Raw genomic sequence first — 13,342 nt, 5'->3', positions numbered from 1 at the left:
ATGCGACCGGCGGAGCCGGCGAGTGGGGGAGCCGAAATGCGCCAGCATTTTGGGGGCACCGCTCGTCCTTGAGGCCTTCGGACCGGCATGGCAGGCTCGGACGATCTGAGCAGGCCCCCGCTCCACCCGGTTGGCGCCCCAAAAAAGCCGGCAGCAGGCTCGACGCCTGATTTCGGCTTCCTCATGCACATGAGGAACCCCGCCTTGTGGCGGGGTTCCTTTTGCCGAGGCTCAGTCCCGGTTGGGGCGAGACCAGATCAACTGGAGGCCTTCTTCGCCGTCCACCTCGATCAGGGTGGCGTAGATCGGAGCCGGGAAGCTGGGATCGTCCAGCTTGACCGAGAGGTAGTCGCGCTCGGTCTCCTTGGAGACCTTCTGCCAGGCGGCGCCCAGCTCCACGGAGCCGGAGAAGATGCGGAAGTGCGGACCCTTATCGGAAGGGTTCTCGACGCGCTCGAAGCGAGCCTTGACATTGAGGCTGAGGGTCTTGATCGAACCGGTGAAACCGTTGGTGGTGGTGGTGAAGGTGCCGATGGTTGCCATTCGTCTCATTCCTTTGGTTTCTCGGGCCGCGACCATCGCGCCCTCGATGGCGGTCGACAGACCGGAGGCGTTCGAGCCGCACCCGAAGGGCCGCAATGCAATGGAGGGCGGTCAGGAGAGGCTTTCTTGCCTCGCGAGGAATGAGCGCGTAGCGCGCAGGGGAAGAAAGCTGAAACCGGCTGTTGCGGGGATAAGAGCGAGAGCGAGCGCAGCGAGTTCGGCCTGCGGTCAGACCAGCCACATCGAGGACGCAGATGGACGTGCCCGTCGCAGGAACAACCGGAATGAAGACAGGCGACCCTGCATCGGCATCACCCCATCACGACCGGCGTGGCACGCGCTATCAATCCAATCTCAGCCTTGCACCACAGGCATCGATTGCAGCGGGACGCCCCAACGGACGCCCCGCCGACACTTCTTCATTGCGATGGGACCGATTTATGGGTGCCAGTGTGGAGATTGGACATGACCGGCGCTCAGGCAGCCTCGTGCTCTTCAGCAACAGCCGGTTGCAGGGCATGCAGATAATTGACTGCCCGCTGCGCATGGGCGGCGGCTTGGAAGATGGCGCGCTTGTCATCAGCCAGCACCGTAAGCCAGCTTGCGAGGTAGGCAGCGTGATCCGGGCGTGGCTCGAGTTCGGGGACGATACCGAGATCGGCACACAGCAGGGCCGACCCTATCTCAGCAACGAGTTCCTCCCGGGCCCGCTCCGACCTGTCTTTGGCATAGCGACTAAGATCGCGGCCGACGCGGTTCGGTTTCGCCGTCCAGTGAATATGCTCGTGGCTGAGGACCGCGACATAGGACGCCGCATCCCGGAAGGTTTCGAAGGGCGGCATCTGGATATGGTCAGAGGACGGCACATAGTAGGCCTGCGCACCGCCATGGCGGAGATCCGCACCAGCATTGGCAAAGAAGGTGTCGGCGTTTTCAATCCGTTTCACCGGATCGGAGACCGGCGCCGGACGGTGGTAATAGTGCTCGGGCAGGCCCTCGATCTGCTCGACATTGAACACGCCATAGGCGCGCAGGAATGGAATGTCCCGCTCCATCTCGTCGCCGCGGGCGTCAGTCTCGGTCTTGGTGAACCGGCTGGCATAGATCACGGTGGCGCTGGTCTCTCCCTTGCGGACATGGGCGCCCAAGTCGCTGGCCTGCTTGAACGTCATCCACATCGACGCGGCATAGCCCCGCGCCATGGCCTCTGACCACAGCAGCAGCACGTTCATACCAGAATATGGTTCGCCATTGTGACGCAACGGTCTGGTGATACGCCCTGCTGCATTTCCCGCGCTCCACGGCTGCACCCAGGGGCACACCCCCTGCTCCAGCTGCGCGACAATCCGCTCGGTAATCCGCGCATAGATATCAACACGGGTTTCGCTCTGCTCTTTTCTGCTCATTTTCATAACCTCCATACTGGAGGCCGCGCCGATCGCGGCCCCGTCACGGCGGACGACAAGCCGGACCAATCAGGGGGTCGCGCACCCCGACAGGGGCCGGAACAAAGAGGAGGACGGCAAAGCCGTTGCGCGATGCACCGGGTCTGGCAAGACCGATGGCGGGACGGGGCCAAAGGCGCAGCAACAAGAAGAAGGGCGGCGCAACGCGCCGCCCGGATACCGTCCGAAAGAGCGGCGGTTCAGTGCACCGACCGGCCGCCACAATAGGGATCGTACTCGAAGAGGATTTCAATTTCGGCGCCGTCGAGCTCATCTGCCGGGATGACTCCGAACTCGTTGTCCACCTGGAAGAGGATGACCGGGGCCATGAGGGTGCGGGCGAGGTTCCAGGCGTGCTTTTGGGCGAGTTCGAGGTTGTGCGACATCTGAGGCTCCATCTTTGGAGCGGGCCATTCCCGCTCGATGGCTCCGTCAGTGTCCGGCTCCGGGCGCGATCACCGCGCAGGCAAAGACAAGCGGCCGCAGCTTGCTAGCGGACCCCTCGTGGGTTGATCGTGGAAGATCCGGAGCCGGAACAGGAAAGCCATCCCGAGAGAGCGGGATTGGACACCTCCGGCTGCATGCCTCATGCGGTGTCGTATGACCAAGGCTACAATGTTACCGTCGTCGAAGATGCTGCCACAACCCGCGATGCCGAGTTCAACGACATGATCGTTCCGGCAAATCATGTGCACGCCGCATTCATGTCTGCTCTGGGCTTTGCCTACGGCAAGATCGTCAAAGCTGACGAGTATTTGAAGTAGGTGCAACGGCCCTGTGCGGCTTGTGCGCGGGGCCGCTTATCCACCAATGCGGAACCCAGGGCTCCTACGTGCCTTCAATGGCCAGGACGATCTGCATCTTGGGCGTAGACTGAGGGTGTCTGCTTTCGGGAAGCGCAGGCGTGCCGCTGACCGACCTAATTGGGGTCGGTGGCCGCCCGACCGCTTTGGGGCATGGCGTTCGTGCAGCAATCGGCAAACTTGGGGTGGAAAACGGTCTGTCCGGTTTGCGGGTCGCACACTAGGATAGCAGACGTTCACCCTTGGCGTAGTACCGGGCTTGTTGGCTCGTTCACGGCTAACACCTTTTGCCCTAAAGGCCGGCAACGACGCCAGACTTCGGCGAAGACAACTACGCACAGCAAACCCGCCACCGCCAGGATCCACAATGATGGCTTTGGACCGATTGCACCCAGTGCCACCGACAGGGCAAACGGTGCCAGTGCAGACAGTCCCAAGCGACCGAGACCGATCCAGCCAAGACGTTTACCGAAGCCGTCTTTGCCGAAGATCGCCAGCGGAAGTGTGCCGGAGACAATGCTGAACAGCCCACTGCCCAGGCCGAAGATGATAGCAAAGGCGGCGGCACCAAAGGTCGACGGCGCAGATAGGGCCAGGGTGCCCAGCGCAAGCGGCATGGAGACTGCCGACACTACCGCCAGCACACTTGCAGAGACATCTTTGCCGAATGCCATGTTGATCAGGCGGCTAGCCACCTGCGCTGGCCCGAGTAGCGACGCCACCCAAATACCGGCCGCACCCAAGCCGAGCAGGCCAAGCATCGGCACCATGTGGAACAGCGTCGCTGCTGACACAAAGCCCGCCAGGGAGAACCCCAGCACGATCAGGATGAACACGAAATTGCGGTTATCGACGCTCATGGGCGGCTGTGTCGCCACCGCTTCCACAGGACGGGCCGCAGCGATCCTGGCGAACCGCGACAGCCACAAATGCAGTGGGAGGCAAACAACCAGGTTGAGAATCGCGAAAACGAAGTAGACCTGATGCCATTCCAGACTGCCCAGCATCCAGCTTGTGAGCGGCCAGAAGATCGTCGAGGCGAACCCGGCGATCAGCGTTAGATAGGTGATGCTGCGTTGGGCCCGTGAACCGGTCGTCTGCGCCAGAAAGGCAAACGCAGTGCTGTAGAGCACGAACGCCGACGCCAGCTCGACCAGGATCATGCCGGCCAAAAACATGAACATGTCGCCGGCCAAGGCACATACCGCCAGTGCGATAGCGGCTCCGATCGAACCGAGCGACATCACCTGGCCCGCGCCATGTCGGTCGGCCAGGCCGCCCGCCCATGGCGAGATGAGGCCGCCGGCCAGCAGAGCCAGAGAGATGCAGCCATAGACCCACTCCACCGCGACGCTCAAGTCGATTGCAATGACGGGCGCCAGGATGCTGAAGCTGTAGTAGAGAGTGCCGTACCCGATGATCTGGGTGACACCGAGAGCCCAAATGGCACCGGCGTTGGAATGGGTATCGGCCATAGCTTTCAGATCGACTTCAGGCCGACCCGCTCCTCAAGTTTGGCGGCTGCTTCCTTGCGTTCGCTGTAACGAGAGGTCAGGTAGCCGGCGACGCCACGGTTGATCAGCGTGAACTTCACCAGCTCTTCCATAACGTCGACAACCCTATCGTAATAGGATGACGGTTTCATGCGACCGTCGGGCTCAAACTCCTGGAAGGCCTTGGCGACCGAAGACTGGTTCGGGATGGTCACCATCCGCATCCAGCGCCCCAAGATGCGCATCTGGTTGAGCGCGTTGAAAGATTGCGAACCGCCCGACACCTGCATCACCGCAAGCGTTCGCCCCTGAGTTGGACGGATGGCGCCACCCGGCAGCGGGATCCAGTCGATCTGTGACTTGAGTACCGAACTCATGGCACCATGACGTTCTGGGCTCGTCCACACTTGGCCCTCCGACCACAGCATGGCGTCACGCAACTCCTGCACCTTCAGATGATCGTCGGGCGCATCGCCCGGCAACGGCAGGCCATTGGCGTGGAAGATACGGACTTCAGCGCCGAAGGCTTCGAGCAGGCGCTGTGCCTCAAAGGTCAGCAGCCGGCTGTATGAACGTTCCCGCAGCGAGCCGTAAAGCATCAGGATGCGGGGCTTGTGCTGCAGTGTTGGAGCAGTCAGCTGGGCGAAGTCAGGCACCTGGAAGGCGTCGCCAGCGATATTCGGTAGATCAGACAATGCGCTTCCCTTCGGCGTCGATAATGACTTCGCCGTCCTCCTTGGTGAACGGGCCGATGTCGGGATTTTCCAAGATGTCGAGCACCGCCTCGCTGGGACGGCACAGACGGGTGCCCAACGGCGTCTCGACCATTGGCCGATTCAGCAGGATCGGGTGTGCTTCGACAGCATCCAGCAATTCGTCGTCGGATTTGGCGGCGTCGCCGAGCCCCAAGGCATCATACGGCGTGTCCTTCTGCCGGATCGCCTGGCGCAGCGACATCCCTGCGGCGACAACCAGTTCCACGATGCGCTCGCGGCTCGGCGGCGTTTTCAGATACTCGATGACGACGGGCTTAACACCGGACTGCCGGATCATAGCCAACGTGTTGCGAGACGTGCCGCAGTCGGGATTGTGATAAATGGTGACGGTCATTCCGCTGCCTTTGCTTTGGTGTTTCGGCGCACGGCGGCGCCATTTTCATACCAGCCCTGGCTGCGGTTCACGATCCAGACTACCGACAGCATAACCGGCACTTCGACCAGCACGCCGACGACCGTGGCCAATGCAGCACCCGAATTGAAGCCGAACAGGGCAATGGCAGCAGCGACGGCCAGCTCAAAGAAGTTGGAGGCGCCGATCAGTGCAGACGGCCCGGCCACGCAATGCTGTTCGCCGGTGACGCGGTTCAGGTAATAGGCCAGTCCCGAATTGAGGTAGACTTGGATCAAGATCGGCACTGCCAGCAGCAATATGATAGTGGGTTGAGCCACGATCTGCTCACCCTGGAAGCCGAACAACATCACCAGTGTTACCAGCAGGGAAGCGATGGAGATGGGCTGCAAGACTGACAAAACCCGGTTCATGGCGGCGACGCCGCCATTGGCGAACAACCAGCGTCGATATAGCTGGGCGGCGACTACCGGCACGACGATGTAGAGTCCGACCGACAGCAGCAGCGTATCCCATGGGACAGTGATCGCCGACAGGCCCAGCAGCAGGCCGACGATAGGGGCAAATGCCACGACCATGATGGCATCGTTCAGTGCCACCTGGCTGAGCGTGAAATGCGGCTCGCCCTTCACCAGGTTCGACCAGACGAACACCATTGCCGTGCATGGGGCTGCGGCCAGAATGATCAAGCCAGCGATGTAGCTGTCAATCTGCACTTCCGGCAACAAGGGCCGGAAGAGCCAGCCAATGAACACCCAGCCCAGCAGCGCCATCGAAAAGGGTTTGATCGCCCAATTGATGAAGACCGTAACGCCGATCCCACGCCAGTAGCGTCCAACCTGGCGCAGGCTCATAAAGTCGATCCGCACCAACATAGGGATGATCATCAGCCAGATCAGCACCGCCATAGGAATATTGACTTTGGCGTATTCCAACGAACCGAGGGACTGAAACAGGTCCGGCAAGAAATGGCCAGCGGCGATACCCGCGACGATGCAAAGCCCAACCCACAGGGTTAGGTAACGTTCAAAGATGGACATGGATACCTACGCGACGTTCGATGACTTGGTGGTGGTGCCGTCCAAAGCGCCGATACCCTCGAGCTTGGAGTTGAGCGCCATGCGGTCGATACTGGTCAAAGGCAAATTGATGAAGGCGCCGATACGGTTGCGGAGGTAGCGCAGGGCGTCGTCGAAGGCAGCACGTTGCTTGAACTCAGGGCCTCGGACTGCGGCAGGATCTTCGATGCCCCAGTGGGCTGTCATCGGCTGGCCTGGCCAGATGGGACACGTCTCGCCCGCAGCGTTGTCACAGACGGTGAAGATGAAATCCATCTTCGGTGCGCCCGGCACGGCAAACTCGTCCCAGGCCTTGGAGCGTAACCCATCGGTGGGAATGCCAACCTTGGCAAGCGTTTCCAGTGTCATCGGGTGTACTGCACCCTTCGGTGTCGACCCTGCAGAATAGGCACTGTAGCGGCCCTGGCCGACATGGTTGAGGATGGCCTCGCCCAGGATCGATCGAGCAGAATTACCGGTGCAGAGGAACAGGACATTGTAGACGCGATCAGGCATGGCTCGTCTCTTTGGGTGGGCAGCATGGAGTGAATTCGGCGACAAGGGGTTCGCACAGTTCCGGGCGACCGCCGCAGCAGTCCTGCACGAGGAAACTGGCGATCTCCCGTACGCGGTCCACTACGGCGCGGTAGACGATTGAGCGGCTCTGGCGCTCAGCTTCGGTCAGCCCGGCACGGGTTAGGATCGCCAGATGGGAGGACATCGTGTTCTGCGGCACATCGAGGCGGCGAGCGATCTCGCCCGCGGGCAGACCTGCGGGTTCATGCTCCATCAAGAGGCGGAACGTGTCGAGTCGCGTTACCTGGGATAGGGCGGCGAAGACTTCTAGCGCGTGTTTTGATTCCATATATCGACGATTATCGATATAGATGGTGCCGGTCAAGCGTTTCGATGTGCTCTGGCAATAACAGACGGCAACACATGGCGGCTTTCGGGATTCGCGGTTGAAGCGTAATGGCCGAAATGGGGGTCGGAAGCCGACCGGCACATTTGGGGTGGGGGCCGTTGTCGAATACGGACATCACCAACCTCACCATGTTGCATATTATCCGATCGCGGATATGCGGGCGACCTGATAATCTCACCGCATGTCAGATCATCATTCCCATCTGTGGCCAGGTGTTCCACTCGCGCTCGGCTCTGCCATCCTGTTCGGTGCATCCGCGCCCCTATCCAAGCTGCTGATGGGCTCTATCGATCCTTGGCTATTGGCCGGCATTCTCTACCTTGGTGCTGGGACTGGCCTGGCTGCCGTGCATTGGGGTCGGCCTCTGATCGGCCTGCCCAGTGTCGAAGCGCAATTGCAGCCGCAGGATATGCCATGGCTCGCTGCCGTAATCGCTTTTGGCGGCATGCTGGGGCCGTTGTTCCTTATGCTCGGCCTATCCCAGACATCAGCCGCATCCGGATCGCTGCTGCTTAATCTGGAAGGGTTGGCGACAATGGTAATCGCATGGCTCATCTTCCGCGAGAACGTCGATAGGCGGCTGCTCATCGGCGCAGGGGCAATCCTCGCGGGCGCAATGCTGCTGTCGTGGAGCGGGCAGGCCCTTCGCCTCGATACCGGTGGCCTGTTCATCGCCGCCGCGTGTCTGTGCTGGGGTATCGACAACAATCTAACGCGCAAGCTGTCGTCCGCCGATCCGGTGCAGATTGCCATGATCAAGGGGCTAGTCGCCGGATGCACGAATTTCATTCTGGCCCTTTCCCTTGGTGCTGCGCTGCCATCTATCGGCTTGATCGGTGCAGGGGCCGTGGTTGGATTCCTCGGGATCGGCGTCAGCCTCGTCATGTTTATGCTTGGTCTGCGCCACCTGGGAGCTGCTCGGACGGGCGCTTATTTCTCACTCGCGCCCTTCATCGGTGCTTTGCTGGCGGTGATAATTTTCCGCGACGCAATCACCGTGCAAATCGTGTCGGCAGGGTTGTTGATGGGCCTTGGCCTATGGTTGCATCTGTCGGAGCGGCATGACCATGACCACGCGCATGAGGCCGTGGAACACGACCACGCCCACACTCATGACGATCACCACCGACATACGCACGACGGACCGGTGAGCGAGCCGCATTCACATTGGCACCGCCACGAACCGATGCGGCACACGCATTCGCATTACCCTGATCTGCATCACCGACATGGCCACGGCTAGCTAGCCCCATACTGGTGACGCCGCTCTTATGGTGCGTGAGCTTTTCGGAGCACGGTAGCGGCAGCTTTTGGAAATTTGTGCGCAGGGCCCTAACGACCGCAATGGGGGTCGATGGCCGACTGGCCGCTTCGGGGTGGGAACTGAAAGGGCGGCTTTGGTCGTCACCCAAGCAGGAAGCGGACATTTCAAGCATGGAAACGTCGCCGAGCACTTACCGGCCCGATAGCCAGAGACTGAGGCCACCTTGACATAGTAAGGAATATTCCTTACGTCTATCAAAGATCAAGTTGGGAGCCCACTATGGCTGCGTTGCTGAAAGAAGAAAGCACCATCACCGCGAAGGGCCAGACCACCGTTCCCAAGGTTGTCCGGCAGGCTTTGGGCGTGGACTATGGTGGACGCATCGCCTTTTTTGTTGACGACCAGCACCGGGTCTATGTCGAGAAGGCGACAACCGAGGCGAGTGACCCGATTGTCGATCACTTCCTCGAATTTCTGGCGCAGGACATGAAAAAGCACCCCGGCACGTCCGTCGTCGCGCTGCCCGCTACCCTACGGGATCGTATAGCTGCGCTCGTTGGAAATATGGACGTTGACCTCGATGCCGAGATCGACGGGGATGTCGCACTCTAGTCATGCTCACGATCAATGGCTGGACCATTTTCGCGCATCCCCTCTTTCTCGATCAGTTGGAAAAGCTGACCAAGGCTGTCGAGGTGTTGAAGGCAAACAAGCCTGACCAATACCAGAAGAACGCGAGCACCAAACTCTTGGCGGCTTTGACCAAGCTCGTGTTCCAGACGATCCCGGCCAACCCGACCGCGACCGTCTATCGGCAGGGTTCGACGCTGGGCGCAGCTCACAAGCACTGGTTTCGGGCTAAGTTCGGGAATGGCCGGTTCAGGTTGTTCTTCCGCTACGACTCGACCGCGAAAGTCATCATCTTTGCCTGGGTCAACGATGAAACGACGCTGCGGACTTATGGCGCGAAATCCGATGCCTACAAAGTCTTCAAGGGGATGTTGGAGGACGGCAATCCGCCCGATGCCTGGGCCACGCTGCATAAGGCGGCTTCCGAGCCTAGTGCGGCTGAACGGTTGGACAGCGCTTCGCCAGCAATCCCATAGCCGTTTCCGCGAGGCGGATTAGTGTTTGGGTCGTGTCCCGACATCGCCCACAGCTGGAAACCTGAGCTTGCGGGCGGAGCCGAAGCTCCGCCCTTGCGGCTCAGCCGAAAGCCGCCATCTGCAGTTCGGCGGCCTTGCGATCAACGGTCTGGCCCGGGTTTTCGACGGCCCGCTCGAAGGGCTTCCAGCTCTCGCCGACGACGTGCTCGTAGGCCACGATAGCGCCCTCGGCCGCCATTCTGAGGGCGTGGGCCTGGACGCCCATATCGGCTGCAAATTCGCGCTTGCGCTGGGCGGCGCTGTCGAAGCCGGCCGGGCCACCCACATCTTCGTCTCGGGCGTCATTGGCGGATTTGGCCGTCGCATCGCGGGCCTCGGTGACCGCCCGGCTGTAAAACTGACCGGCGCCATGGGCGGACCCGACATAAGCGCCGACGATGCGCTGCAGGTGGATCTGCATGGCCCGTTCGCCTAGCCCTTCGCCAAGACTGTCGGCCGTCTCAGTGATCAGGCGCTCATGCAGCGCACGGATACCGTCGCTATCGAGGATGGGAAGGCCGAAGCTTTCCGAGATCATGGCGGCCTGGTTGGCGTCCGGGCAGGCAAGCCGGACCATTTCAAGTGTGGTGCCCTTACGGAATTGAGCGGTCCTGGAGGAAGAAGCGGTGGTGCGGGTGGTCCTGGTCATATGCGTGATCCTTTCTCTGCGCCGAAGGCTCGGACCGGCCCCGTGCCGGTCATCCCTTCGGGTGCGGTCCAAGAAAACCGGCGGGACAGCGGCGGCTTCAGGGTCCGGGGGCGCCAGGGGCGAGCAGGCCGGGTGTGCGAACCAGCAGGGCGACAGCCCTCGCGCAGGGCGCGGGCCTGGCGTGCCGAGACCGGCGCTCCCGGCCGCATCGCGGCGCGCAGCGGCCTTGACGGCGACGCCTGCCGGTTTAGACCGCTCCACAAACCCGAGGGGATGACCGGCATGGGTGCTGACCGGAACGACTGCAACAGGAAAAGGTATCGAGCGGGACGGCACCGCCCCACCCAATCGTTCACCGGATGTCGACCTGCGGCATCACACGCCTTCTGCTCCGGCCTGCCCCGACCTCAATTGCGACATGAGGATTGGCAAGCCGGCCCGCATCTACAATAGCAGCGTGCATGCCCAGCAATGACGATCGGAATATCTTTGACGAGGCTAGCGGCGAACGATGGCCGGCCCTAGGACGTTGAGAAGCGGTGGCCACGAACGGCGTGGGCGACCTCCGGCAATGTGCAGGCCGATGGCGGTGCCGTAATGCTGATCAAGAACCTCAGATCAAAGGCGCCGGCAGACCCTGAAACAGGGAACAGTCATCCGCTCGACCCGCCGCATCGGCAATCCCGAAGAGATCGACTACCGGCACGTCACCGTCAAGAGGCCTGGTGCTGCGGACTGCGTTCGCCCGCAAACGGTAGGCGTCATTACGATCAGCCTGATGCCTTGATCCTGGCCCAGACGTCGGGGCGCCATTGCTCGATCAGTGCCTCGATCGCAGCACGATATTCGGTGGGGTAGCTCGCAACATCCTGCCCGGCAAGCCAGGTGAACACCATGCCCATATCCGCGGCGATAGCGCTGTCGACACCGAACAGATCGGCCATGTCGAAGCCGCCCAGACTATCCGCATTCCACCATGCCAGCAGGAAATTGGCGGCACGCCGGGATTGCCCGGTATCGCTCTGCGCCAGGCTCAGCAGTCGTTCAAATGCTGCGCGCGTCCAGTCATCCATTCGCGAACCCTCCATTGTTGCCAATATGACAGATTGCCAGCTGGTGGTGAACAGATATGGATCAGGCGGCGTGGGAGAACCGCGGGCTTTGTGGCTCGCGCAGGATGGCTATCGCATCATCCTGGTGGGCGAGCTGCCGCGCCAGCGCATCGATTTCGGGCTGGCGCTCGGCGGTTAACGCTTTTAGTTCGCCGCGATAGCGCTCGAGAAAGGTGTCCGGGTCTGGCGTCTTGCTACGCTGATAGACGGTTCGTTTCGGCGCCAGTTTTGGGATCTGCCCGGTCATGCGGCGAATGATCTGTCGGTCGATCAGATCGAGCTGGCGCTGGGTCTGGCGACGCGCCTCTTCTAGACGAAACAAGCGGCGCTGGATGTCAGAGGGGGTGGTCACAGCGTCCGCCCCTGCCAGCCGACAAAGCTGGACGGACCATCATAACTGGCATGGCGGTCGGGATCGATGACAAAGCCGAAGCGACCCATGTCATACTCGGCGGACGGCACCAGGAAGCGCCGTTCCGCGGAGCCCTGCCCGCGCTGGCCGCCTGGAGTGGCAACAACTTCGGCGAAGCCCCTATGGTGGTCAGAGGTGATCGCGGAAACGACCACCCAGTCAGCAGCATGTTTCGCCTCAAAGGCGCGACGGTCTTTCGTCTGAGATTCGCCTGGCGCGAGAATAGTGCCAAAGATCGCTTCCCAGGCATCGGGCCATGAATCCTTGATCGCGCGATCCGCGTGCCAGCGCTCGAAGGTGGTGAACAGATGCGGGAAGGTCAGGGCGACGATCGCCCATTCGGCATCTTCTTCGTACCAACCGCCCTGAACCCGCAGCATGGCATGGACCCCGCGGTTCCGATCGACCGACAAATAAAAACCACCGTGGCCAGCCGTCGAATGGCAGGTCACGCCTTCACCATAGACCGTTGCCTCCTGCGAGGGACCCCAAGGGGTGTTGGCAGACGAGCGGATATTCTGGCGACCGAGAGCGGATTTTTCTTGCTGATGCACGGCGCTCTCCATGACTTTTGCACGGAAAGCCGCGTCATCGGCAAGTTCGCCGGAATGCCCGTAGAAATCGTCACGACGCCATTGCTCAAGCGGTCGGCCGACGCGCCAGCCGCTGGCCAGGAAATGCTTGCCGTCACGGCCCGGGGCCATGGCGAAGGCATGATCGCCGACGCGCGCCACCAGCATGTTGTCGGCGCTGCGACCAAACGAAACCTCCGGAAATCCGGGAGTTGGGTTGCTCGTCTCGGTCGATGGAGCAAGCGCGCTCATGCTGCCGCCCTCCCCTCGACAACTTCAGCCGCAACCGCGTCGGTCGTGACCTCATCCAGAACGGCATTGGGATAACCATGGCGCGTCAGCCATTCCTCCGCTGCGGCGCGGTGGGAAGCGAGATGGACGAGTTCGGCATTCTCCCCTGCTCGATCGAATACGCGGACTGCGCCGATGGCGGGGCGCTCGGCGCCGACAAATTTCAGGGCGCTGGTCACCGAGAAGGTCCGAAACACCCGCAGCACGATAATTTCGCGGCTACCATGATCGCCTTCGTGCAGCGTGATGCTGGCAGGAATGATGGTGTTGCCAACACGCTGTTCGGCCTGTTTGCGGACCAGGCGGCCGCCGCCATTGGTATTCTGCCAGGTCGAGAGCTTGTTGCGATGGCGTTCCGGCGGGCGCGGCTGGCCGTCGGAATAGCGGATGACCGAGCCGAGTGGCGCCAGGTCGTAGATCAGATGAGCGGACATTTTGTCCTCCATTGTACGTATGGTGAAAACAACGCCGCCGCCAACGGAATGCCAGCGGCGGGATCAGT

The 13,342-nt window shown here is 61.4% G+C and carries 18 protein-coding genes and 1 pseudogene; 5 read left to right on the top strand and 14 right to left on the bottom strand.

All coding sequences use genetic code 11. The features are described 5' to 3' along the window. Window positions 1–231: 231 nt before the first annotated feature. The 3 genes from BUA69_RS14775 to BUA69_RS14765 form a co-directional block, all read right to left on the bottom strand. On the bottom strand, window positions 232–543 hold the full coding sequence (locus BUA69_RS14775; protein WP_046135095.1) for a DUF736 domain-containing protein: 312 nt from the start codon (window positions 541–543) through the stop codon (window positions 232–234). A gap of 476 nt (window positions 544–1,019) precedes the next feature. Continuing rightward, a complete protein-coding gene (locus tag BUA69_RS14770) occupies window positions 1,020–1,949 on the bottom strand; it encodes an ArdC family protein (RefSeq protein ID WP_046135096.1) in 930 nt (309 codons plus the stop codon). 239 nt (window positions 1,950–2,188) lie between these two features. Then, on the bottom strand, window positions 2,189–2,374 hold the full coding sequence (locus BUA69_RS14765; RefSeq protein WP_046135189.1) for a hypothetical protein: 186 nt from the start codon (window positions 2,372–2,374) through the stop codon (window positions 2,189–2,191). A 123-nt stretch (window positions 2,375–2,497) separates the two neighbouring features. On the opposite strand from BUA69_RS14765, the gene BUA69_RS14760 reads away from it, so the two are divergent. Beyond that, window positions 2,498–2,752 (top strand): cysteine hydrolase family protein, encoded by a 255-nt coding sequence (locus BUA69_RS14760; RefSeq protein WP_143154531.1) that lies wholly within the window; start codon window positions 2,498–2,500, stop codon window positions 2,750–2,752. Window positions 2,753–3,027: 275 nt separating this feature from the next. Here BUA69_RS14760 and arsK read toward each other — a convergent pair whose 3' ends face one another. Genes arsK through BUA69_RS14730 form a run of 6 tightly spaced genes read right to left on the bottom strand, consistent with a single transcriptional unit; the run spans window position 3,028 to window position 7,335 of the window. Continuing rightward, window positions 3,028–4,266, bottom strand: a complete 1,239-nt coding sequence (gene arsK / locus BUA69_RS14755) for an arsenite efflux MFS transporter ArsK (protein WP_046135098.1) — start codon at window positions 4,264–4,266, stop codon at window positions 3,028–3,030. 5 nt (window positions 4,267–4,271) lie between these two features. Continuing rightward, window positions 4,272–4,979, bottom strand: coding sequence for an arsenical resistance protein ArsH (arsH, locus tag BUA69_RS14750; RefSeq protein WP_046135099.1), 708 nt, complete (start codon window positions 4,977–4,979; stop codon window positions 4,272–4,274). Then, window positions 4,972–5,394, bottom strand: a complete 423-nt coding sequence (arsC, locus tag BUA69_RS14745) for an arsenate reductase (glutaredoxin) (protein WP_046135100.1) — start codon at window positions 5,392–5,394, stop codon at window positions 4,972–4,974. The genes arsH and arsC overlap by 8 nt, the downstream gene beginning before the upstream one ends. Then, window positions 5,391–6,452, bottom strand: coding sequence for an ACR3 family arsenite efflux transporter (gene arsB, locus BUA69_RS14740; RefSeq protein WP_046135101.1), 1,062 nt, complete (start codon window positions 6,450–6,452; stop codon window positions 5,391–5,393). Before arsB ends, arsC begins: the two co-directional genes overlap by 4 nt. A gap of 6 nt (window positions 6,453–6,458) precedes the next feature. Beyond that, window positions 6,459–6,986, bottom strand: a complete 528-nt coding sequence (locus tag BUA69_RS14735; RefSeq protein ID WP_046135102.1) for an arsenate reductase ArsC — start codon at window positions 6,984–6,986, stop codon at window positions 6,459–6,461. Further along, window positions 6,979–7,335: an ArsR/SmtB family transcription factor gene (locus BUA69_RS14730; RefSeq protein WP_046135103.1), complete on the bottom strand. Its 357-nt coding sequence runs from the start codon at window positions 7,333–7,335 to the stop codon at window positions 6,979–6,981. Before BUA69_RS14730 ends, BUA69_RS14735 begins: the two co-directional genes overlap by 8 nt. A 241-nt stretch (window positions 7,336–7,576) precedes the next feature. Between BUA69_RS14730 and BUA69_RS14725 the strand changes: the two genes are divergently transcribed. The 3 genes from BUA69_RS14725 (at window position 7,577) to BUA69_RS14715 (ending at window position 9,765) form a co-directional block, all read left to right on the top strand. Continuing rightward, on the top strand, window positions 7,577–8,638 hold the full coding sequence (locus BUA69_RS14725) for a DMT family transporter (RefSeq protein WP_046135104.1): 1,062 nt from the start codon (window positions 7,577–7,579) through the stop codon (window positions 8,636–8,638). Window positions 8,639–8,938: 300 nt separating this feature from the next. Beyond that, a complete protein-coding gene (locus BUA69_RS14720; protein ID WP_046135105.1) occupies window positions 8,939–9,271 on the top strand; it encodes a type II toxin-antitoxin system PrlF family antitoxin in 333 nt (110 codons plus the stop codon). A 2-nt stretch (window positions 9,272–9,273) separates the two neighbouring features. Then, window positions 9,274–9,765 (top strand): type II toxin-antitoxin system YhaV family toxin, encoded by a 492-nt coding sequence (locus tag BUA69_RS14715; protein ID WP_046135106.1) that lies wholly within the window; start codon window positions 9,274–9,276, stop codon window positions 9,763–9,765. 100 nt (window positions 9,766–9,865) lie between these two features. On the opposite strand, the gene BUA69_RS14710 is transcribed toward BUA69_RS14715, so the two are convergent. After that, window positions 9,866–10,453: a hypothetical protein gene (locus BUA69_RS14710; protein WP_046135107.1), complete on the bottom strand. Its 588-nt coding sequence runs from the start codon at window positions 10,451–10,453 to the stop codon at window positions 9,866–9,868. 461 nt (window positions 10,454–10,914) lie between these two features. Between BUA69_RS14710 and BUA69_RS21300 the strand changes: the two are divergent. Beyond that, window positions 10,915–11,211, top strand: a pseudogene (locus tag BUA69_RS21300) (PhnA domain-containing protein). Between the two features lie 12 nt (window positions 11,212–11,223). On the opposite strand, the gene BUA69_RS14700 reads toward BUA69_RS21300, so the two are convergent. The 4 genes from BUA69_RS14700 to BUA69_RS14685 all read right to left on the bottom strand — a co-directional run bounded on the left by BUA69_RS14700 (window position 11,224) and on the right by BUA69_RS14685 (window position 13,274). Continuing rightward, a complete protein-coding gene (locus BUA69_RS14700; RefSeq protein ID WP_046135108.1) occupies window positions 11,224–11,526 on the bottom strand; it encodes a DUF7673 family protein in 303 nt (100 codons plus the stop codon). 61 nt (window positions 11,527–11,587) lie between these two features. Next, window positions 11,588–11,917, bottom strand: coding sequence for a hypothetical protein (locus BUA69_RS14695; protein ID WP_046135109.1), 330 nt, complete (start codon window positions 11,915–11,917; stop codon window positions 11,588–11,590). After that, window positions 11,914–12,801 (bottom strand): DUF7007 domain-containing protein, encoded by an 888-nt coding sequence (locus BUA69_RS14690; RefSeq protein ID WP_046135110.1) that lies wholly within the window; start codon window positions 12,799–12,801, stop codon window positions 11,914–11,916. The genes BUA69_RS14695 and BUA69_RS14690 overlap by 4 nt, the downstream gene beginning before the upstream one ends. Then, the gene (locus tag BUA69_RS14685) at window positions 12,798–13,274 is read right to left on the bottom strand and encodes a hypothetical protein (protein WP_046135111.1); all 477 of its coding nucleotides are present in this window, start codon (window positions 13,272–13,274) and stop codon (window positions 12,798–12,800) included. Before BUA69_RS14685 ends, BUA69_RS14690 begins: the two co-directional genes overlap by 4 nt. Window positions 13,275–13,342 lie beyond the last annotated feature (68 nt).

Source organism: Devosia limi DSM 17137, assembly GCF_900128975.1.
Classification (GTDB): domain Bacteria; phylum Pseudomonadota; class Alphaproteobacteria; order Rhizobiales; family Devosiaceae; genus Devosia; species Devosia limi.
This window is presented reverse-complemented; position numbering and strand designations above follow the sequence as displayed.

Bases quoted from the DNA above. Each gene is read 5' to 3' on its own strand.
- BUA69_RS14775 (WP_046135095.1), bottom strand. From the start codon at position 543: ATGGCAACCATCGGCACCTTCACCACCACCACCAACGGTTTCACCGGT.
- BUA69_RS14770 (WP_046135096.1), bottom strand. From the start codon at position 1,949: ATGAGCAGAAAAGAGCAGAGCGAAACCCGTGTTGATATCTATGCGCGG.
- BUA69_RS14765 (WP_046135189.1), bottom strand. From the start codon at position 2,374: ATGTCGCACAACCTCGAACTCGCCCAAAAGCACGCCTGGAACCTCGCC.
- arsK (WP_046135098.1), bottom strand. From the start codon at position 4,266: ATGGCCGATACCCATTCCAACGCCGGTGCCATTTGGGCTCTCGGTGTC.
- arsC (WP_046135100.1), bottom strand. From the start codon at position 5,394: ATGACCGTCACCATTTATCACAATCCCGACTGCGGCACGTCTCGCAAC.
- arsB (WP_046135101.1), bottom strand. From the start codon at position 6,452: ATGTCCATCTTTGAACGTTACCTAACCCTGTGGGTTGGGCTTTGCATC.
- BUA69_RS14735 (WP_046135102.1), bottom strand. From the start codon at position 6,986: ATGCCTGATCGCGTCTACAATGTCCTGTTCCTCTGCACCGGTAATTCT.
- BUA69_RS14730 (WP_046135103.1), bottom strand. From the start codon at position 7,335: ATGGAATCAAAACACGCGCTAGAAGTCTTCGCCGCCCTATCCCAGGTA.
- BUA69_RS14725 (WP_046135104.1), top strand. From the start codon at position 7,577: ATGTCAGATCATCATTCCCATCTGTGGCCAGGTGTTCCACTCGCGCTC.
- BUA69_RS14720 (WP_046135105.1), top strand. From the start codon at position 8,939: ATGGCTGCGTTGCTGAAAGAAGAAAGCACCATCACCGCGAAGGGCCAG.
- BUA69_RS14715 (WP_046135106.1), top strand. From the start codon at position 9,274: ATGCTCACGATCAATGGCTGGACCATTTTCGCGCATCCCCTCTTTCTC.
- BUA69_RS14710 (WP_046135107.1), bottom strand. From the start codon at position 10,453: ATGACCAGGACCACCCGCACCACCGCTTCTTCCTCCAGGACCGCTCAA.
- BUA69_RS14700 (WP_046135108.1), bottom strand. From the start codon at position 11,526: ATGGATGACTGGACGCGCGCAGCATTTGAACGACTGCTGAGCCTGGCG.
- BUA69_RS14690 (WP_046135110.1), bottom strand. From the start codon at position 12,801: ATGAGCGCGCTTGCTCCATCGACCGAGACGAGCAACCCAACTCCCGGA.
- BUA69_RS14685 (WP_046135111.1), bottom strand. From the start codon at position 13,274: ATGTCCGCTCATCTGATCTACGACCTGGCGCCACTCGGCTCGGTCATC.